We start from the raw sequence: 17,931 nt of genomic DNA, 5'->3' as shown, positions 1-17,931 counted from the left end.
CCTCAGTCCTCGAGGATGACGGAGCGGGTGAGGTTGCGGGGCTCGTCCGGGTTCAGGCCCGCGGCGAGGGAGCGGTCGAGCGCCACCCGGTGCAGCCGGGCGAGATCGGCCATCGGGTCGATCGTGTGCTGCACCCAGCGTCCGCCCGTCGCGGCGACCTGGGCGTCGAGCCCCTCGGGGGCCGCGCCGAACTGCCAGGTGATGCGGCCGGGCGCCGCGATGGCGATCGGACCGTGGCGGTAGTCCATCGACGGGTACGACTCGGTCCACGACTGCGAGGACTCGCGCATCTTCAGGGCGGCCTCGTGCGCCAGGCCGATGGTCCAGCCCCGGCCGAGGAACGTGTACTGCTCGGCGCCCGCGAGCGTCGGGTCGACGTCGGCGAGGGCGGTGCGGGCGTCGGCGATCGCCCCGGTGAGGTCCTCCCCGAGCGACGCGCGGAACAGGGCGAGCGCGGTCGTGGCGAACCGGGTCTGCACCACGGAGCGCTCGTCGGCGAAGGGCAGCACGATCGCGTCGTCGACCATGCCCACGAGCGGAGAGGTCTCGTCGCCGATCACGCCGACGACGCGCGGAGCGGATCCGGATCCCTTCACCTGGTCGACGAGCTCGAGCACCTCGGTCGTCGTGCCGGACCGGGTGAGCGCCACCACGGCGTCGTAGTCGCGGTCCAGGAACGCCTCGCTGGCCGCGTAGGCGTCGGTGATGCCGAAGCCGGCGCGCTCGCGGAGCGCCGCGTACGACTGCGCCATGAACCAGGAGGTGCCGCAGCCGATCACCGCGACGCGCTGGCCCTTCGCCGGCAGCAGCGCCTGCTCGGCGGTCATGCCGGCGGCGCGCTCCCACGTCTCGGGCTGCGACTCGAGCTCCGCGCGCATGTGCGCGCCGGGGGCGAGCTTCTCGTTCGGGTCGGTCATGCGTCCTCCTCGGCGGTTCTGGCCGACGCATCGTGCGTGACCTTGCTTGATCTTACGACAAAACGATCACTTTCCGTCACTTCTATTTTGCACGTTCTTCTCTGCGGGCACGCCGAAGGCTCCTCCGCACGCACGCCGAAGGCGCCGCTGAGCGGCGAAGGCGGCACTGCTGCCGCACGTGCACCGCAGCACCGCCCCGCACCGGAGCCGCGCATGCGCGCCGGGTGCGAGCAGAGGAGCGGAGCGGTGACGACGACCTCCGGGAGTCAGCGCGACTCTGCGGCCTCGGTGTGGTGGCGGATCACCTCGGCGACGACGAAGTTGAACCACTTCTCGGCGAACTCGGGATCCAGATGCGCCTCCTCGGCGAGCGCGCGCAGCCGCGCGACCTGCTGCTCCTCGCGGTTCGGATCCGACGCCGGCATCTCATGCTCGGCCTTGAGCACGCCGACCTGCTGCGTGCAGCGGAACCGCTCGGCGAGCATGAAGATCAGAGCGGCATCGATGTTGTCGATGCTGGCGCGCAGTCTCAGCAGTTCGGTGCGGGAATCGGTGGCGGTCATGAGGGCTCCTCACCGGGCGGCGGACGTGCTGTCGGGGAATTCGCGACCCTCCGACGATAGCGCCGGCCCGGGGCCTCGGCATCCGTCCGCGGGCGATCCGCTCCCCGGCCCGGCAGAACACCGTTCGCGTCCTCTTCCCCCGCACTCCCGGGCCACGCGGATCCTGTCACCTACAGTGAAGTCATGACGGCCGACCACTCCCGACGCAGGAACAGCGCCCCCGAGAACGGCAAGCGGCGACACAGGCTCAAGAGGCATGCCGCGCCGCAGCCCGCCGAACAGCCGCCCCGCGTCGTCGAGGCCGCCGCCCCCACCGCCTCCATCTGGACCCGGATCGACCGTCCGTTCGTCTTCGGCTTCCTGGTCACCCTCGGCGGCCTGTCCGCGATCCTCCTGGGTCTGGCGCTGCGCAGCCTGTCCGAAGTGCTCATCTACATCGCGTTCGCCCTGTTCGCCGCCCTCGGCCTCGAGCCCGCCGTGCAGTGGCTCGAGCGCCACCGGATGAAGCGAGCCCTCGCGGTGGTGATCGTGATCCTCGCCTTCGCAGTCGTCCTCGGTCTCATCGTGTGGTCGATCGTGCCCATCGTCGTGAAGCAGATCGCGCAGTTCGCGACCTCGTTCCCGGAGACCATCGCCGCCTTCACCCGCACCGACCTGTACCACTTCATGGAGAAGCAGTTCGGAGCGGGGCTGCACGACCTGATCGCGCAGCTGCAGTCGCAGGCGCAGAAGTTCCTCAGCGATCCCCAGCAGCTCACGCAGCTGGGCGGCGGCGCGCTGCAGGTCGGCGGCGCGATCGCCTCCGGACTGTCCGGCGTGCTCATCGTCATCGTGCTGACGCTGTACTTCCTCGCCACGCTGCCGTCGATGAAGACCGGACTCCTCCAGCTCGCGCCGGCGCGCAACCGCGGGGGCATCGACCGCATCAGCACCCAGATCGTGGACGCCGTCGGCGGATACGTCATGGGCATGGTGATCCTCGCGTTCATCAACGCAATGGTCGTGCTGGTGCTCTACCTCGTGCTGGGGCTGCCCTTCCCGCCCCTCATGGCGACCCTGGCGTTCCTCATCACGCTGATCCCGCTCGTCGGTCCGCTGCTGTTCCTCGTGCTCGGCTCCGTGGTGGCCCTGTTCGTGAACCCCGTGCTGGCGCTCGTGTTCGCGATCATCTACCTCGTCTACATCCAGATCGAGGCGTACGTCATCACGCCGCGGGTGATGAACCGGGCGATCTCGATCCCGGGCTCGCTCGTGGTCATCGGCGCCCTCGTCGGCGGCACGCTGCTCGGTCTGCTCGGTGCGCTCATCGCGGTTCCGGTGACCGCGTCGATCCTCATCATCATCAAGCAGGTCTGGATCCCGCGGCAGGACGCCCGGGTCTGATCACCGCCCGGCGTCGGTGCCGGCTGACCAGCCGCGCGGCACCGCCAGCCGGATCCACTCCGTTCAGGTCGCATCTTCTGCTCCAAAACTGCCCGGGAAGAGCAGAAAGTGCGACCTGAACCAGTCAGCTCTGCGACGCCGCCGCCTCGTCAGCGCAGCCGGTACGCGCGGTAGTGCACGGCGGCGCCCTCGCGGCGGCAGGCGGCGACCGGTGTCGGCCCCCGTCCTAGGCTGAAAGCATGACGCGGATCTGGGTGGTGCGGCACGGGCAGAGCATGCTGAACGCGGCGGAGCGGATGCAGGGCTGGTCCGACGCGCCGCTCACCGAGCTCGGGCGCATCCAGGCCACCGAGCGCGGCCGCGACTTCGCCGAGGCCGGGATCCGGTTCGACGCGGCGTTCTCGGGCGACGGCATCCGCCATCGCGAGACCGCGACACGGCTGCTCGAGGCAGCCGGATCGGAGCTGCAGGCGCAATCGGATCCGCGCTGGCGCGAGCTGTGCTTCGGCAAGCTCGAGGCGGAGCGCGCGACCGCGTTCTTCGAGTACATGGCGGCGCACGTGGCGGCGGACAACCCGTTCATGGAGACGCTCGACACCCTCGCCGAGGTGGATCCGCTCGCCGAGTCCCCCGCCGACGTGGCCCGGCGCGCGACCGAGGCGCTGCACGAGGTGGCGGAGGCCGGATCCGAGGTCCTCGTCGTGACGAGCGGCATCACGATCCTCACCCTGCTCGATGCGCTCGGTGTCGATCTCGACCACCTCACCTCGGGCCCGGAGAACCTCTCCGTGTCGACCGTGCACCGCGTCGACGACGGCTGGCGGGTCGACCGCATCGCCGCCACGGATCCCGTCGCCGGCTGAGAGCGGCATCTTCCGTCGCCCGCTGAGCCGGGTCGCCCCGACGCTTTCGGACGACCCGGATACGCAAGAACACCGGATCCCTTCCCCGGATGGGACCGGATCCGGTGTTCAGACGCAGGCCGTCAGGCGGTGTAGCCGTCCGCGACGTCGAGCGCCTCGTCGAGCACGGCGAGACCGCGCACGAGCTCGTCCTCGCCGATCACGAGCGGCGGCGCGACGTGGGTGCGGTTGAAGTGCACGAACGGCCAGACGCCGCCCTTCTTCGCCGCGGCGACGAACGCGCCCATGGGGGCCGCGTCCGCCCCGGCCGCGTTGAACGGCACGAGGGGCTCGCGGGTCTCCTTCGAGCGCACGAGCTCGACCGCCCAGAACAGGCCCTGGCCGCGCACCTCGCCGACGCTGGGGTGCTTCTCGGCCCAGGCGCGCAGGGTCGGCTCCACGACTCGGGTGCCGAGGTCGCGCACGCGCTCCAGGATGCCGTCGCGGCGGAACACCTCGAAGGTCGCGACGCCCGCCGCGCACGCGAGGGGGTGACCCGAGTAGGTGAGACCGCCGGCGAACGGCACCGTGTCGAACGCCGCCGCGATGCGGTCGGAGATCACCACGCCGCCGAGCGGCACGTATCCCGAGTTCACGCCCTTCGCGAAGGTGATGAGGTCGGGCTGGGCGTCGAACGCGTCGATGCCGAACCACTCCCCCAGGCGCCCGAACCCGACCATCACCTCGTCGGCGATGTAGACGATGCCGTAGCGGTCGCACAGCTCGCGAACGCCCTGCAGGTACCCGGGCGGCGGCACGAGCACGCCGTTGGTGCCGACGACCGTCTCGATGATGATCGCCGCGATCGTGCCGGGGCCCTCGAGCTGGATGGTCTGCTCGAGGTGCTCGAGCGCGCGCTGCGACTCCTGCTCCAGGGTCTCCGAGTGGAACGCCGACCGGTACAGGTACGGCCCGAAGAAGCGCACCGTGCCGTTGTCGATTCCGTCGTTCGCCCAGCGCCGCGGGTCACCCGTGAGCGAGATGGCCGTGGCGGTGGAGCCGTGGTAGCTGCGGTACATCGACAGCACCTTGCGGCGTCCCGTGAACGCGCGCGCCATGCGGACGGCGTTCTCGTTGGCGTCGGCGCCGCCGTTGGTGAAGAACACCTTGTTCATGCCCTCGGGGGCGACCTCGGCGATCAGCCGGGCGAGCTCGCCGCGCACGTCGTTCGCCATCGACGGCTGGATCGTGGCGAGCCGGCCGGCCTGCTGCTGGATCGCGGCGACGAGGTCGGGCTGCTGGTGACCCAGGTTGAGGTTCACCAGCTGGCTGGAGAAGTCGAGGTAGGCGTTGCCCTGGTAGTCCCAGAACGTGGATCCCTCGCCGGCGGCGACGGGCACCGGGTCGATGAGCGCCTGCGCGCTCCAGGAGTGGAACACGTGCGCGCGGTCATCGGCGCGCACCTGCGCGTCGGCGGCGGCGTCGGGAAGGGCGTGCGGCACTCCGTGGCGGTCGGTGAACGCCGCGGCTTCGGTGGTGACGGTCATGATCCTGATCCTTCCGTCTCAGTGGTTGCTCGGGAAGCCCAGGTCGACCTGCGCCGGGGTGTGGTCGGGCCAGCGCGTGGTGACGACCTTGGAGCGCGTGTAGAAGTGGATCGACTCGGGGCCGTAGATGTGCGAGTCGCCGAACAGCGAGGCCTTCCAGCCGCCGAAGGAGAACGCGCCGACCGGCACGGGGATCGGCACGTTGACGCCGACCATGCCGACCTCGATGTCGAACTCGAACTCGCGGGCGGTGCCGCCGTCACGGGTGAAGATCGCGGTGCCGTTGCCGAACTGGTGCGCGTTGATGAGCTCGACCGCCTCCGCGTAGCTGGCCACGCGGACGACCGAGAGCACCGGGCCGAAGATCTCGTCCTCGTACACCTTCATGCCGGGCTTGACGTGGTCGATGAGGCTGATGCCGGTGAAGAAGCCGTTCTCGTCGAGCCGCTCGCCGGCCGCGACGCGCTGCGTGCCGTCGATGAGCACGGTCGCGCCCTCCGCCTCAGCTCCCGAGACGTAGCTCTCCACGCGGTCGCGGTGCTCGCGGGTGACCAGCGGGCCCATCTCGCTCGCGGCGTCGGTGCCGTTGCCGATGCGCAGGTTCTGCACCTTCTCCGTGATCGACGCGATCAGGGGCTCGGCGACGTCGCCCACGGCCACCAGCACCGAGACGGCCATGCAGCGCTCGCCCGCGGAGCCGTAGGCGGCGGAGACGGCGGCGGCCGCCGCGGCGTCGATGTCGGCGTCGGGCATGACCACCATGTGGTTCTTGGCACCGCCGAGGGCCTGCACCCGCTTGCCGTTCGCGGAGGCGCGCTCGTAGATCGACTTCGCGATCGGGGTGGATCCGACGAAGCTGACGGCCTTGACGTCGGGCGAGTCCAGGAGGGTGTCGACCGCGACCTTGTCGCCGTTGACGACGTTGAGCACGCCGTCGGGCAGGCCCGCCTCCTGGAACGCCTTCGCGAGCCAGATCGCCGCGGACGGATCCTTCTCGCTCGGCTTCAGCACGACGGTGTTGCCGCAGGCGATCGCGGAGGCGACCATCCACAGCGGCACCATCACGGGGAAGTTGAACGGGGTGATGCAGGCGACGACGCCGACCGGCTGCTTGACCGAGTGCACGTCGACGCCGCGCGCGACCTGCTCGGCGTGCTCGCCCTTGAGCAGGTGCACCAGGCCGGCGGCGAACTCGACGTTCTCGATGCCGCGCGAGACCTCGCCCGCCGCGTCAGAGAGCACCTTGCCGTGCTCGCTCGTGACGATCGCGGCGATCTCGGGCGTGCGCTCCGCGAGGATCTGGCGCAGCCGGAAGAACACGTCCGCGCGCTTGATGAGGCTGGTCGCGCGCCACGCGGGGCCGGCGGCCTTCGCGGCGGCGATCGCCTGCTCCACCTCGGCGGCGCTCGCGAAGGCGACAGTGCGGTGCGCCTCGCCGGTGGCCGGATTGTACACGGGGCCGGTGCGCTCGGCGTCGGCCGTCTCGGTGCCGGCGATGAAATGCGGGATCAGGGTCACGGGTGGTGCTCCTCGGGTTCGGTGGTGGGCAGGTTCCGGACACTCTGATCGGACGCGTCCGCGGGCTTGTCCTCCCATGCTGGCAAAGGAGAGGATGGATCCGTGCCCGCAGATCGTCTGGACTTCGCCTCGGATCGGACAGATCGTCCGGACCCGCCCCTGAGCGCCCCTCGTCTCGCTTCGCTCGCTCGGGAACCGCTACACGAGACGAAGGGCCCTGACCCCCGGTCCCTGAGCGAGGACGTCCGCGCCGCGGGCGAGGCGAAGGGCGACCCGGGTCTGCCGACGGTCGCTGACGCCCTCCGGGTCCCCTCGCTCCAGGCCGGGATCCCCGAGGTGCTGGCCGGATCCCTCGACGCGCCGGTGCGCTGGGTGCACGTCTCCGACAGCGACCGCGTCGCGGCACTGCTCGACGGCGGCGAGCTGCTGCTCACCACCGGCGCGGGCTGGCCGGGCGACGCCGCAGCGCTCGACCGTCTCGTCGGCGAGCTGGCCGACGCCGGGCTGGCCGGCATCGTGCTGGAGCTGGGCACGCGGTTCGCCGTCGTGCCGCCGCCCCTCGTCGCCGCGTGCCGCTCGCGCGACCTGGCGCTCGTCACCCTCGACCGCGAGGTGAAGTTCGTCACGGTCACCGAGGAGGTGCACCGCCGCATCATCGCGGGCCAGGTGGAAGCGCTGCAGGAGCGGCAGCGCCTGCACGAGCTGTTCACGGCGCTGACCCTGCGCGGCGCCCCCGTCGAGGTCGTCGTGCGCGAGACCGCCCGGGCGCTGCACGCACCCGTGGTCCTGGAGGACCTGGCGCACGAGGTCGTCGCCGCCGACACGGCCGGCCTCGCCGAGGCCGAGCTGCTCGGCGGCTGGCCCGGACGCTCGCGGCGACTCCCGCCGGAATGGACCCGGGTGCCGGTCGCCGCGCGCGGCACGCAGTGGGGCGAGCTGATCGCCCTGCCCGGACCGCCGCACCCGGCCGGCCCCGCCACGGTGCTCGAGCAGGCCGCGACCGCGCTCGCGCTCTCCCGGCTCGCCGACGGCGAGGGCGCCTGGTCTCGGCTGCGCGCCGAGGGCCTCATCGCGGCACTGATCGGCGAGCGCTACACGACGGTCGCCGACATCGAGGCCCGGCTGGAGGCATCGGGCTTCCCCGTGCGCGGCCGGACGCTGTACGTCGCGGCGGGCCCGGCGACCATCACCCCGGTCCCTGAGCGACCCGTCGACGCGCTCACGCTCGCTCAGGGCGGGTCCCCGCGAGACGAAGGGCGAGGCGTCCGCACTCTGTCCGCGGTCGTGGACGGAGAGCGGATCCTGCTCGTCTCCCTTCCCGCCGGATCCCGCCTTCCGGACGCCCTCGTCGCCGACCTCGGATCCGGCGCGGTCAGCGACCCGGCCGATTCCACGACCGAGCTGCTCGCCGCGATCCCGATCGTGCGGCGCCTCGCCCGCCAGGCCGAGGCCGGAACGGTGCTGCGCGTGGCCGACCGGCCGCTCGCCCGCCTCGCCGCCGAGCTCAGCGGCGATCACCGGCTGCAGGAGCACAGCGCGCGCCTGCTGGGCCCGCTGATCCGGCATGACGACGCCACGGACGGGGACCTGCTCCGCGTGCTGCGCGCCGTGGTGGCGCATCCCGGCAACCGCACGGCCGCGGCGAGCGCCTCGCACCTGTCCCGCTCGGTGTTCTACCAGCGGCTGGCGCTCATCGCGGACCTGCTCGACGCCGACCTCGACGATGGCGAGACCCTCTCCGCCCTGCACCTGGCCCTGCTCGCGCACGGGCGCTGACCTCCGTCACGCGCCCTGATCGGGACCCACTCGGGCGATGTAGACCTTCCGCAGCGTCTCGGTCACCGTCCAGGTCGTGCGCATGCCCTCGGCCAGACGCACGACGGATCCGGGTCCGATCTCGAGATCGGGAAGCGAAGGATCCGCGAAGGCGATCGTCGCGCGCCCGGAGAGCACCACGAACAGCTCGTCCGCCTCGGTGTCGGTCGCGGTGCCGGGCGTCATCTCCCAGACGCCGATCTCGCGGTCGCCGGTGTCGTCGAGCACGGCGGTCGCCGTCGTCGGGGCGCCGGCGAGCACCTCGGACGCGGGCAACGGCTCGTGCGCGAGCTCGAGGTCGGTCATCGCGGTGCCGGCCGCGGGCAGGCGGGTTCCGGCCCCTTCGACGAGCTCAGGGACCGGAGCGGTGCGGGATCCGGGCCCTTCGACGAGCTCAGGGACCGGAGCGGTGCCGGTTCCGGGCCCTTCGACAGGCTCAGGGACCGGAGCAGTGCCGGAAGGGCGCGCGGTCATGAGTCGAACCCCATGCCGACCGCGTCGAGCGTCTTCAGGAACAGATTGCGCCGGCCCTGGTTGTGGTCGGCCTGGTTCATCGCAGCGCGAACGAGGTTCACCCCGATCGACGCGGCGGGCTCGGGCGGGAACGGGATGGGCTTCGTCCGCACCATTTCCAGCCGGGTGCGCTCGGTCTCCAGCCCCGCGAGCTCATCCAGCATGACATCGGCCGCGAACCGGGTGGCGCCGACGCCGAGCCCGGTGAACCCCGTCGCGTACGCGACACGGCCGCCCCGGGCCGTGCCGAAGAAGGCGCAGAACCGGCTGCACGAGTCGATCGCACCGGCCCAGCGGTGCGTGAACCGCAGCCCCTCGAGCTGCGGGAACGTGGTGAAGAAGTGCGCGGCGAGCTTGCGGCACGTCTCCGGACGATCCTCGTACTCCTCGCGAACCTTGCCGCCGAAGTGGTAGACGGCGTCATAGCCGCCGAACAGGATCCGGTTGTCGGCGCTCAGCCGGTAGTAGTGGAACTGGTTCGCGCTGTCGGCCAGGCCCTGTCGGTTCTTCCAGCCGATGGCGTCGTAATGCTCCGCGGTGAGCGGCTCGGTCATGAGCGCGTAGTCGTAGACCGGCACGGTCATCAGCCGATTGCGCTTGAGCAGCGACGGGAACACGTTCGTCGCGAGCGCGACCTGGTCCGCGACCACGGAGCCGTTCTCCGCGATCACGGTCTGCACGCCCTTGCCGCGGAGCCCGGTGACGCGCGTGCGCTCGAAGATGCGCACGCCGAGCTCGGTGGCGACGCGGGCGAGCTCGAACGCGAGCTTCGCCGGGTGCACCATGGCGCACCCCTCGCGGTTCCAGGATCCGGCGAGGTAGGTCGGGGAGTGCACCTCGGCCTGCACCGCGGCCTCGTCGAGAAAGCCGTCTCCCTCCATCCACGCCACCTGGTGCGGCTCGACGGCGAAGGCCAGCTGTCCGGTGCGCTCCCAGTCGACGTCCATCCCGTAGCGCGTGACGGCCTCCTCGATCCCGTCGAGGTTCTCCAGCCCTAGGCGCTCGAGCTCGTCCAGCTCCTCGGGCCAGCGATTGCGCCCGTTCTCGTAGCCGTGCGTGAGGCTGGCCTCGCAGAAGCCGCCGTTGCGGCCGGACGCGGCCCAGCCCACCCGGTTCGCCTCGAGCAGCACGACCGAGCGCTGCGGGTCGCGCTCCTTGGCTCGGATCGCGGTCCACAGTCCCGCGTACCCTCCTCCGACGATCGCGAGGTCGGCGCGCACCTCGCCCGACAGCGTCGGATATGCGGTGCGCTCGACGTCGTCGAGCCAGAACACCGCGTGCGCGGAGTTCTCAAGAGAGCGCTCGATCACCGAGGCGCTCGGCAGCCGTCGTTCGAAGACGGTGGTTCCCATGGGTTTCCTTGTCCAGAAGGGTGGGTGGTCGGTGCGCCGAGGCGCGACGCAGCGCCCCGCCGCGACGCGGTCGGGAGCGAAGGGTCAGCGGGTCAGCGCGTGCCCCAGTTGTAGAGGTCCTTGTGGAGCCCCGCGTAGAGGAAGCACTCGGTGTGCGAGACGCCCTCGATGGTGCGGATCCGGGTCGCGATGAGCTCGAGCAGATCCTCGTCGCTCTCGCAGATCGCCTCGGCGAGGATGTCGAAGGACCCCAGCGTCACATTGACATATGCGATCTCCGGAATATTCGTGAGCGCCTCTGCGGCGACACGCGGATCGCCGTCGACGCGGATCCCGAGCATCGCCATGCGGGAGAATCCGAGTTGGCGGGGATCGGTCACGGCGACGATCTGCACCACACCGCTGTCGGTGAGACGCTGCACGCGCTGACGGACGGCGGCCTCGCTGAGACCGACCGCACGACCGATCTCGGCGTAGGGCCGACGGCCGTCCTCCTGCAGCAGCTCGATGATCCGCTTCGACACGTCGTCCAGCACGGGCACCTTGGGCTTGTCGCTCATATGACAATCCTGACACTCAGAATCTATTGATGCAACTGATTTCGCAGAATCAGATCCTCTTTTCTTCCGATTTCGTTGATCTTCGCCTATCCTGATCAGCATGCAGAGCACCCTGTCTGAAACAGCACTGTTGCAGAACTTCATCGGCGGACGCGCCGTCGCCGCCCACGGTGAGAGCCGCATGGACCTCATCGACCCCGTCACCGAGCAGGTGTACGGGCAGGCGCCCATCTCGGACCAGAGCGACATCGACGCCGCCTACGCCGCCGCGGCCGCCGCGTTCCCGATCTGGCGCGACACCACCCCCGCTCAGCGTCAGCTCGCTCTGTTCCGGATCGCCGACGCCATGGCCGCCCGCGCCGAGGAGTTCGCCGACCTGGAGTCGCAGGACACCGGAAAGCCGCGCACGAACCTCGTGGCCGACGAGATCGACCAGTCGATCGATCAGCTGCGCTTCTTCGCCGGTGCCGCCCGCAGCCTCGAGGGCAGGGCCGCCGCCGAATACATGGCCGGCCACACGTCGTACGTGCGCCGCGAGCCGATCGGCGTGATCGGCCAGGTCACTCCGTGGAACTATCCGCTGAACATGGCGGTGTGGAAGATCGCGCCGGCACTCGCCGCGGGCAACACGGTCGTACTGAAGCCGGCGGAATCGACGCCGCTCACCACGCTGCTGCTCGCCGAGATCGTCGCCGAGCACACGCCCGCCGGAACGCTCAACGTCGTGCTCGGCGACCGCAGCACGGGGGCCGCCCTCGTCGCGCACAAGACCCCGCAGATGGTCGCGATCACCGGATCCGTGCGCGCGGGCATGGCGGTCGCGGAATCAGCGGCGGCCGATGTGAAGCGCGTGCACCTGGAGCTCGGCGGCAAGGCCCCGGCGATCGTGTTCCCCGACGCCTCGATCGCCAAGGCCGCAGAGGGGATCGTGACGGGAGCGTTCTTCAACGCCGGTCAGGACTGCACGGCGGCGACCCGCGTCATCGTGCACGCCTCGGTGCACGATGAGCTCGTGAAGGCGCTCGTGGAGCGGGTGCGCACGCATGCCCGCACCGGGGCGCCGCACGAGGAGGGCGTGTTCTTCGGCCCGTTGTCGAGCGCCGCGCAGCTCGCGCAGGTGCAGGGATTCGTGGACCGCCTGCCCGCGCACGCCGTGATCGAGACGGGCGGGAAGCGCCAGGGCGACGTGGGGTACTTCTTCGAGCCCACGATCGTCTCGGGGATGCGCCAGGACGACGAGGCCGTGCAGAACGAGATCTTCGGCCCCGTGCTGACCGTGCAGTCGTTCCAGGACGACGACGAGGCGCTCGGGTACGCGAACGACGTGCCCTACGCACTGGCCGCATCCGTGTGGACGACCGACCACGCCCGGTCGCTGCGGTTCTCCCGCGATCTGGACTTCGGGTGCGTGTGGATCAACACGCACATCCCGTTCGTCTCGGACATGCCGCACGGCGGCTTCAAGCACTCCGGCTACGGCAAGGACCTGTCGCAGTACGGTTTCGACGACTACACGCGCATCAAGCACGTGATGAGCGCGCTCGACTGATCCGTCGCGGGGCATGAACCGGTCCCTGAGCGAGCCGAAGGCGAGACGAAGGGTGCCGACGGTGTCCCGATTCGCCGACGGTGTCCCGATTCGCCGACGGTGTCCCGAATCGCCGACGGATTCCCCCGATTCCTCGGCGATTCGGGGCGGGATCCGCTTAACGGGCCGTTGCGGAGCGTGCTACTGTCGCCTACGCCGTGCTGGCATGAGAACAGGAGGTGGTCCCGATGAACGAATCGACGTGGGCGCTCCTGATCGGAGCCACGGTCGGGCGATAGGTCGTCCGGGAGCGCCGCGCAAGCGCACTCCCGAAAGGCACGACCATGAACATCACCCCTGAACTCACCTTCACCTCCGCACGACCGCGCGGCGACAGCATCGTCGAACGCGACTTCGTCCTGGGCGGCGACGGCGGCATCCCCGGCACCCTGTGGATGCCCGGATCCGCGTCCGCTGCGACGCCCGTCCCGCTGATCCTGCTCGGCCACCCGTCCGGGCCGGGCCTCGCCCGCATGCGTCCCCGGCTGGATGCCCGCGCGCGGGCCGCGGTCGAGCTCGGCTGCGCCGCGGTCGCGCTCGAACTCCCCGGCAACGGCGGCCGGCCGCCGCTGCCCGAGCTCGAGAGAGCCCGCGCCGAACTGTGGCAGGCGCTCGACGCCGGCGAACGGCCGGGCGAGGACGTCATCGACCGGCTCGTGCTGCCCCTCGTCGAGCGCGCGGTACCCGAGTGGCAGGCCGCGCTCGACGCACTGCTCGCCCTCCCCGAGATCGGCGGCCCCGTCGCCTATTCGGGCGGCGTGCTGGCGATCGGGATCCGGCTCGCCGCGATCGAGCCGCGCGTCGTCGCCGCCGGGCTGTTCGCCGGCAGCTACGTGCCGCTGCGGATGTTCGAGGAGGCCCGCCGCGTCACGATCCCCGTCCACGTGCTGCTGCAGTGGGACGACGAGGGCAACGACCGGCAGCGCGCGCTGGACGTGTTCGACGCGTTCGGATCCGCGGAGAAGACGCTGCAAGCCAACCTCGGCGGCCACACCGGCGTGCCACCGCACGCCGCGGAGGATGCCGGACGGTTCTACGCCCGGCATCTCGCGCCGCGGCGCTGACCGGCCCTTCGTCGCGCTGCGCTCGCTCAGGGACCGGTGCACATCGGTCCCTGAGCGAGGAGCGCAGCGACGAGACGAAGGGGGCCCGGTCAGTCCGCGAGCACGTCGAGCAGCGCCTGCGCCACGGCGTGGCTGGACTGCGGGTTCTGGCCGGTGATGAGGTTGCCGTCGCGCACGACGTGCGAGGTCCAGGGTTCCCCGCCCTGCACGACTGCTCCGCGCTCGCTCAGGGTGGACGCGACGAACCACGGGCTGTTCTCGCCGAGACCGCCGGTGCGCTCCTCCTCGTCGGTGAACACGGTGAGCGTGCGCCCGGCGAAGGCGAACGAGCCGTCGGCGGAGGTGGCGCTGAGCAGCCCGGCCGGACCGTGGCAGAACGGTGCGATCGGCAGCCCCGCGTCGTCGGCCGCGACGAGGATCCGGCCGAGCTGCTCGTCGACGGCGAGGTCGGCCATCGGCCCATGACCGCCGGGGAGCACCACGGCCGCGTAGTCGGCGGTCGACACCTCGTCCAGCGCGATCGGGTGGTCGAGGTCGGAGCGGATCGCGTCGAGGTACGCGCGGAACTCCGCCACGCGGTCGGCGTCGCCGACGACCTCCGCGTTCAGCGATCCCGGGTCGACGGGAGGGACGCGGCCTCCAGGCGTCGCGATGACGACGTCGTGGCCGGCGCGGGTGAGCTCGCGGTGGGCGACGACGAGCTCCTCCGCCCAGAACCCGGTGGGATGGGCGGAGCCGTCGGCGAGCGTGAGGGAGTCGGCCGCGGTGACGACCATGAGGATCTTCGGCATGTGGGTCCTTTCGACCCGTCCATGCTCCTCCCCCTGCGGATCCCGGCGACGTCGAGGAATCGAACGCAGCCATCGGATTCCCGAGGTATCGTCAGCAGATGATCCGTTGCAGCGCCTCCGCGGTGGCGGCGATCGCCGGGAACCGCTCCACGTCGCCGCTGCGCGTGGCGAGGTGGAGCGTGTTCAGCGGCGGGATCTCCGGCTCGTCGAGCGCGATCAGCGCACCCGTGCGCAGGTCGTCGGCGACCAGGTACTCGGGGAGCACCGACATCCCGATCCCCGTACGCACGGCGTCCCGGATCCCGCGCAGGTCGGGGATCACGGCCACGATGCGCAGTGCGGAGGGCGCACGGCCGAACACGCTGCGCCAGTAGCGGCGCACGATCGGGAGGTTCTCCGCATAGGCCACGACCGGCACGTCTTCCGGATCCGCGGCGGCCCAGGCTGGTGCGGCGACGAGCACGAACTCCTCGTCGTAGAAGGGGATGGCCGTGATGCCCTCCCGCTGCGGGGGCACGGCGCTGACCACAACGTCGAGCGTCCCGCCGGCGAGCGCGTCGAGGAGCTCCTGCGCCAGCCCGAACGCCAAGCGGATCGGGGCGTTCGCGGCATCGATCAGCTCATCGAGCCGCGGCACGACCTTGACCGACAGGATCTCCGCCGCTCCGCCGACGTGGATGGCCGGCGCGGCGCTCTCCGCGAGTCCCGGAAGCAGGGCGTCCTCGATGGCGTCGACATGCGCGGCCACGCGCCGCGCCAGCTCGACGCCCTTCGGCGTGGTCGTCACCCCGGTGCGGCCGCGTTCGAACACGGGGAAGCCGACGGCCGCCTCCACCGCCTGCACATGCGCGGAGACCGTCGCCTGCGACAGGCCGAGCAGCTGTGCGGCCCGGGTGACGGATCCGGTGCGGTGCACCGTGACGAAGGTGCGCAGGTGGTCGAGGCTGGGGGCGCTCACGTCCGCCACTGTACGCGGAACGGCCCCGGGATCACTCCCGGGGCCGTCCTGTGAGATGGGTGTTCGCGTCAGCTCAGTCCCTGCTCCTTGAGCCACGCCTTGGCGATGTCGGCCGGCTGCTTCTTGTCGGCCGTGCTCTGCACGTTGAGCTTGACGAGCTCCTCCGTGGTGAGCTTGGCGCTCACGGCGTTGATCGCCTTGGAGACCTTGTCGGCCGCCTTCTCGCTCACGATAGGGACGACGTTCGACGGCAGGATGAGGTTCTTCGGATCCTTCAGCGCGACGAGGTCACCGGAGGCGAAGGCCGGGTCGGCGGAGTAGATGTCCGCCACCTGCACCGTGCCGGCCTTGAGCGCCTCGAGCGTCGTCTGGCCGGTGGCGGAGAACGTCAGGTCGACGCCGTACAGGCTCTTGGCCGCTGCCGGACCGTACGGGCGCTTCTCGAACTCGGGGGCCGCGCCGATCGTGACGGGTGCCGGCACCTTCGACAGGTCGGCGATCGACTCGAGGCTGTACTTGTCGGCGGTCGCCTTGGTCACCGTGTAGGTGTCCTGATCGGCCGCCTTGGCGTAGTCGAGGACGGTGAGACCCGACGGCAGCGCCTTCTTCAACGCGGCGTAGACGTCATCCGGGTTGTTCGTGTCGGCCTTGCCGCCCAGGTATTCCAGCAGATTGCCGGTGTACTCGGGGAACAGCGTGATCGCACCCGACTTCACATCCGGCATGTACGCGTCGCGCTGGCCGATGTTGAACTTCCGGTCGACCTTCAGGCCGTCCTTCTCTAGGGCCTGCGCGTAGATCTCGGCGATGATCTCGTTCGAGTAGTACGCCTGGGATCCGATCACGATCGTGTCGGACGAACCGGATCCGGCGGACTCCGTGGGCTTGTCGAGCGGGTTGCTGGAGCTGCACGCGCTGAGCGCGAAAGCGACCGCGACCGTGGCGGCGGCCGCGGCGGCGATGCGGGTGATGCGAGCGGTGAACATGGTGTGCCTCTCTTCGGTGGGTCGGTGCAGGTCAGGTGCGGGCGGCGGCCTTCGCGCCCCACGCCCCACTCCGGGGCGCGGGGTCCCCGCTCGGGGCGCCGCCGCGGGGTTCGTGGTCGGAGCGTCCGTCGGCGGCGCGGACGCCGGCCGGGACGGCGGCACGCTGCGCGATCGCGAACAGCAGGTCGGCGATCAGGGCCAGGGCGGCGACGAGGAGCGCGCCGGCGAGCACCTGGTCGAAGCGACCGAGGGGGATGCCCTGGATGATCGGGTAGCCCAGGCCGCCCAGGTTCACCCAGGCGGCGATCGTCACGGTCGCGATCACCTGCAGGGTCGCCGCGCGCAGCCCGCCGACGAGCAGGGGCAGGCCGAGCGGGAACTCGACCTTCCAGAACACCTGCCACGGCGTCATCCCCATCGCCTTCGCCGCATCGATCACGCGCGGCTCGATCGCCTCGATCCCGGTGTACGCCCCAGCGAGGAGCGAGGGGATCGCGAGCAGCACCAGGGTGACCAATGCGGCGGTCGGCACCTGCAGCACGCCGAACAGCAGCACGAGCAGGATCAGCAGGCCGAAGGACGGGATCGCGCGAGCGGCGCCCGAGATGGCCACGGCGACCTCCCGCCCGCGACCGGTGTGCCCGATGAGCCATCCGGCGGGCACGGCGATCAGGCTCGCCACGAGCACAGAGACGACGGTGTAGAGCAGGTGCTGGGCGAGCAGCACGGGCAGTGCGTAGGATCCGGTCCACTGCGCGGGATCGAGCAGCCACCGGATGGCGTCGGCGAAGAGGTTCATGCGCGGACCTCCTCGACGGCAGCTCCGTCGATCGCGTCGTCGGTTCCCGGGGCCTGTACTTGCGGGCCGGCGGATCCGCCGCGCCGGCCGCGGCGCTTCGCTGCGGCCCGCTGCCACGGCATCAGCAGGCGCCCGAGCAGCACCAGCAGCACGTCGACGACGACGGCCAGAACGATCACGGCGAGGACGCCCGCGAACACCTCCTCGATGAGGCGGCGGTCGAGCCCGTTCGTGAAGAGGTAGCCGAGGTTCTGCACCCCGACCAGGATGCCGACCGTGGCGAGGGCGATCGTCGAGACCGCCGCGACGCGCACCCCGGCGAGGATCACGGGCCCGGCGAGCGACAGCTCGACGCTCCAGAACCGGCGCGCGGATCCGTAACCCATGGCCGTCGCAGCGCGCCGCACGTCGGCGTCGACCGAGTCGAGGCCGTCGGCGACCGCGCGCACGAGGATCGCGACGTTGTAGATGGTCAGCGCGACGACGAGGTTGGTCGGGCTGATCGCGGAGTAGCCCAGCAGCGCGGGGAGCAGGATGAGCAGCGCGAGCGAGGGGATCGTGTACAGCAGTCCGGTGAGCACGATCAGCGGACCGCGCACCAGGCGGTACCGCCAGGCGACCCATCCCAGCGGCACCGAGACGACGACCCCGAGCACGAGAGCGATCAGGCTCTGCTGCAGATGCACGGCGGCGAGGCCCACGATGAGCCCGAGGTTGTCGAGGATCCAGGTCATG

The 17,931-nt window shown here is 70.9% G+C and carries 17 protein-coding genes; 5 read left to right on the top strand and 12 right to left on the bottom strand.

The window, feature by feature from the left end:
* Nucleotides 1-2: 2 nt before the first annotated feature.
* Together ACYQ1L_RS00860 and ACYQ1L_RS00855 are read right to left on the bottom strand one after the other, a co-directional pair.
* On the bottom strand, nt 3-917 hold the full coding sequence (locus ACYQ1L_RS00860; RefSeq protein ID WP_460002309.1) for an SIS domain-containing protein: 915 nt from the start codon (nt 915-917) through the stop codon (nt 3-5).
* A 266-nt stretch (nt 918-1,183) separates the two neighbouring features.
* Nucleotides 1,184-1,480 carry a chorismate mutase gene (locus ACYQ1L_RS00855; RefSeq protein WP_460002308.1) on the bottom strand — a complete coding sequence of 99 codons (297 nt, stop codon included), beginning with the start codon at nt 1,478-1,480 and terminating at the stop codon, nt 1,184-1,186.
* Nucleotides 1,481-1,663: 183 nt separating this feature from the next.
* On the opposite strand from ACYQ1L_RS00855, the gene ACYQ1L_RS00850 reads away from it, so the two are divergent.
* Nucleotides 1,664-2,863, top strand: coding sequence for an AI-2E family transporter (locus tag ACYQ1L_RS00850; RefSeq protein ID WP_460002306.1), 1,200 nt, complete (start codon nt 1,664-1,666; stop codon nt 2,861-2,863).
* A 239-nt stretch (nt 2,864-3,102) separates the two neighbouring features.
* Complete coding sequence (locus ACYQ1L_RS00845; RefSeq protein WP_460002305.1) at nt 3,103-3,726, top strand: histidine phosphatase family protein; 624 nt, start codon at nt 3,103-3,105, stop codon at nt 3,724-3,726.
* A 122-nt stretch (nt 3,727-3,848) separates the two neighbouring features.
* Here ACYQ1L_RS00845 and ACYQ1L_RS00840 read toward each other — a convergent pair whose 3' ends face one another.
* The gene (locus ACYQ1L_RS00840; protein ID WP_460002304.1) at nt 3,849-5,252 is read right to left on the bottom strand and encodes an aspartate aminotransferase family protein; all 1,404 of its coding nucleotides are present in this window, start codon (nt 5,250-5,252) and stop codon (nt 3,849-3,851) included.
* Nucleotides 5,253-5,270: 18 nt separating this feature from the next.
* Complete coding sequence (locus ACYQ1L_RS00835; protein WP_460002302.1) at nt 5,271-6,770, bottom strand: CoA-acylating methylmalonate-semialdehyde dehydrogenase; 1,500 nt, start codon at nt 6,768-6,770, stop codon at nt 5,271-5,273.
* A gap of 102 nt (nt 6,771-6,872) precedes the next feature.
* On the opposite strand from ACYQ1L_RS00835, the gene ACYQ1L_RS00830 reads away from it, so the two are divergent.
* The gene (locus ACYQ1L_RS00830; protein ID WP_460002301.1) at nt 6,873-8,546 is read left to right on the top strand and encodes a PucR family transcriptional regulator; all 1,674 of its coding nucleotides are present in this window, start codon (nt 6,873-6,875) and stop codon (nt 8,544-8,546) included.
* Between the two features lie 6 nt (nt 8,547-8,552).
* Here ACYQ1L_RS00830 and ACYQ1L_RS00825 read toward each other — a convergent pair whose 3' ends face one another.
* From ACYQ1L_RS00825 to ACYQ1L_RS00815, 3 genes are all read right to left on the bottom strand, one after another.
* Complete coding sequence (locus ACYQ1L_RS00825; RefSeq protein WP_460002300.1) at nt 8,553-9,059, bottom strand: cupin domain-containing protein; 507 nt, start codon at nt 9,057-9,059, stop codon at nt 8,553-8,555.
* Nucleotides 9,056-10,450: an NAD(P)/FAD-dependent oxidoreductase gene (locus ACYQ1L_RS00820; protein ID WP_460002299.1), complete on the bottom strand. Its 1,395-nt coding sequence runs from the start codon at nt 10,448-10,450 to the stop codon at nt 9,056-9,058. The genes ACYQ1L_RS00825 and ACYQ1L_RS00820 overlap by 4 nt, the downstream gene beginning before the upstream one ends.
* A 92-nt stretch (nt 10,451-10,542) precedes the next feature.
* A complete protein-coding gene (locus ACYQ1L_RS00815; RefSeq protein ID WP_460002297.1) occupies nt 10,543-11,010 on the bottom strand; it encodes an Lrp/AsnC family transcriptional regulator in 468 nt (155 codons plus the stop codon).
* A gap of 100 nt (nt 11,011-11,110) precedes the next feature.
* On the opposite strand from ACYQ1L_RS00815, the gene ACYQ1L_RS00810 reads away from it, so the two are divergent.
* Nucleotides 11,111-12,559 carry an aminobutyraldehyde dehydrogenase gene (locus ACYQ1L_RS00810; RefSeq protein WP_460002295.1) on the top strand — a complete coding sequence of 483 codons (1,449 nt, stop codon included), beginning with the start codon at nt 11,111-11,113 and terminating at the stop codon, nt 12,557-12,559.
* 323 nt (nt 12,560-12,882) lie between these two features.
* Entirely contained in the window at nt 12,883-13,662 is a 780-nt protein-coding gene (locus tag ACYQ1L_RS00805) for a dienelactone hydrolase family protein (protein ID WP_460002294.1), read from the top strand.
* 89 nt (nt 13,663-13,751) lie between these two features.
* Here the strand turns inward: ACYQ1L_RS00805 and ACYQ1L_RS00800 are convergent, their stop codons facing one another.
* From ACYQ1L_RS00800 to ACYQ1L_RS00780, 5 genes are all read right to left on the bottom strand, one after another.
* Nucleotides 13,752-14,453 carry a type 1 glutamine amidotransferase domain-containing protein gene (locus tag ACYQ1L_RS00800; RefSeq protein WP_460002293.1) on the bottom strand — a complete coding sequence of 234 codons (702 nt, stop codon included), beginning with the start codon at nt 14,451-14,453 and terminating at the stop codon, nt 13,752-13,754.
* 91 nt (nt 14,454-14,544) lie between these two features.
* The gene (locus ACYQ1L_RS00795) at nt 14,545-15,411 is read right to left on the bottom strand and encodes a LysR family transcriptional regulator (protein WP_460002291.1); all 867 of its coding nucleotides are present in this window, start codon (nt 15,409-15,411) and stop codon (nt 14,545-14,547) included.
* 68 nt (nt 15,412-15,479) lie between these two features.
* Nucleotides 15,480-16,397 carry an ABC transporter substrate-binding protein gene (locus ACYQ1L_RS00790; RefSeq protein WP_460002290.1) on the bottom strand — a complete coding sequence of 306 codons (918 nt, stop codon included), beginning with the start codon at nt 16,395-16,397 and terminating at the stop codon, nt 15,480-15,482.
* A 31-nt stretch (nt 16,398-16,428) separates the two neighbouring features.
* Nucleotides 16,429-17,196 (bottom strand): ABC transporter permease, encoded by a 768-nt coding sequence (locus tag ACYQ1L_RS00785; RefSeq protein WP_460002289.1) that lies wholly within the window; start codon nt 17,194-17,196, stop codon nt 16,429-16,431.
* Nucleotides 17,193-17,930, bottom strand: a complete 738-nt coding sequence (locus ACYQ1L_RS00780; protein ID WP_460002287.1) for an ABC transporter permease — start codon at nt 17,928-17,930, stop codon at nt 17,193-17,195. The genes ACYQ1L_RS00785 and ACYQ1L_RS00780 overlap by 4 nt, the downstream gene beginning before the upstream one ends.
* Nucleotide 17,931 lies beyond the last annotated feature (1 nt).

The organism is Microbacterium xylanilyticum (assembly GCF_054654695.1).
This window is presented reverse-complemented; position numbering and strand designations above follow the sequence as displayed.

What these genes read in the sequence shown, in the direction of transcription:
- ACYQ1L_RS00825 (WP_460002300.1), bottom strand. Translation starts at nt 9,059, where the DNA reads ATGACCGCGCGCCCTTCCGGCACTGCTCCGGTCCCTGAGCCTGTCGAA.
- ACYQ1L_RS00810 (WP_460002295.1), top strand. Translation starts at nt 11,111, where the DNA reads ATGCAGAGCACCCTGTCTGAAACAGCACTGTTGCAGAACTTCATCGGC.
- ACYQ1L_RS00785 (WP_460002289.1), bottom strand. Translation starts at nt 17,196, where the DNA reads ATGAACCTCTTCGCCGACGCCATCCGGTGGCTGCTCGATCCCGCGCAG.
- ACYQ1L_RS00820 (WP_460002299.1), bottom strand. Translation starts at nt 10,450, where the DNA reads ATGGGAACCACCGTCTTCGAACGACGGCTGCCGAGCGCCTCGGTGATC.
- ACYQ1L_RS00780 (WP_460002287.1), bottom strand. Translation starts at nt 17,930, where the DNA reads ATGACCTGGATCCTCGACAACCTCGGGCTCATCGTGGGCCTCGCCGCC.
- ACYQ1L_RS00860 (WP_460002309.1), bottom strand. Translation starts at nt 917, where the DNA reads ATGACCGACCCGAACGAGAAGCTCGCCCCCGGCGCGCACATGCGCGCG.
- ACYQ1L_RS00805 (WP_460002294.1), top strand. Translation starts at nt 12,883, where the DNA reads ATGAACATCACCCCTGAACTCACCTTCACCTCCGCACGACCGCGCGGC.
- ACYQ1L_RS00845 (WP_460002305.1), top strand. Translation starts at nt 3,103, where the DNA reads ATGACGCGGATCTGGGTGGTGCGGCACGGGCAGAGCATGCTGAACGCG.
- ACYQ1L_RS00855 (WP_460002308.1), bottom strand. Translation starts at nt 1,480, where the DNA reads ATGACCGCCACCGATTCCCGCACCGAACTGCTGAGACTGCGCGCCAGC.
- ACYQ1L_RS00800 (WP_460002293.1), bottom strand. Translation starts at nt 14,453, where the DNA reads ATGCCGAAGATCCTCATGGTCGTCACCGCGGCCGACTCCCTCACGCTC.
- ACYQ1L_RS00850 (WP_460002306.1), top strand. Translation starts at nt 1,664, where the DNA reads ATGACGGCCGACCACTCCCGACGCAGGAACAGCGCCCCCGAGAACGGC.
- ACYQ1L_RS00840 (WP_460002304.1), bottom strand. Translation starts at nt 5,252, where the DNA reads ATGACCGTCACCACCGAAGCCGCGGCGTTCACCGACCGCCACGGAGTG.
- ACYQ1L_RS00815 (WP_460002297.1), bottom strand. Translation starts at nt 11,010, where the DNA reads ATGAGCGACAAGCCCAAGGTGCCCGTGCTGGACGACGTGTCGAAGCGG.
- ACYQ1L_RS00790 (WP_460002290.1), bottom strand. Translation starts at nt 16,397, where the DNA reads ATGTTCACCGCTCGCATCACCCGCATCGCCGCCGCGGCCGCCGCCACG.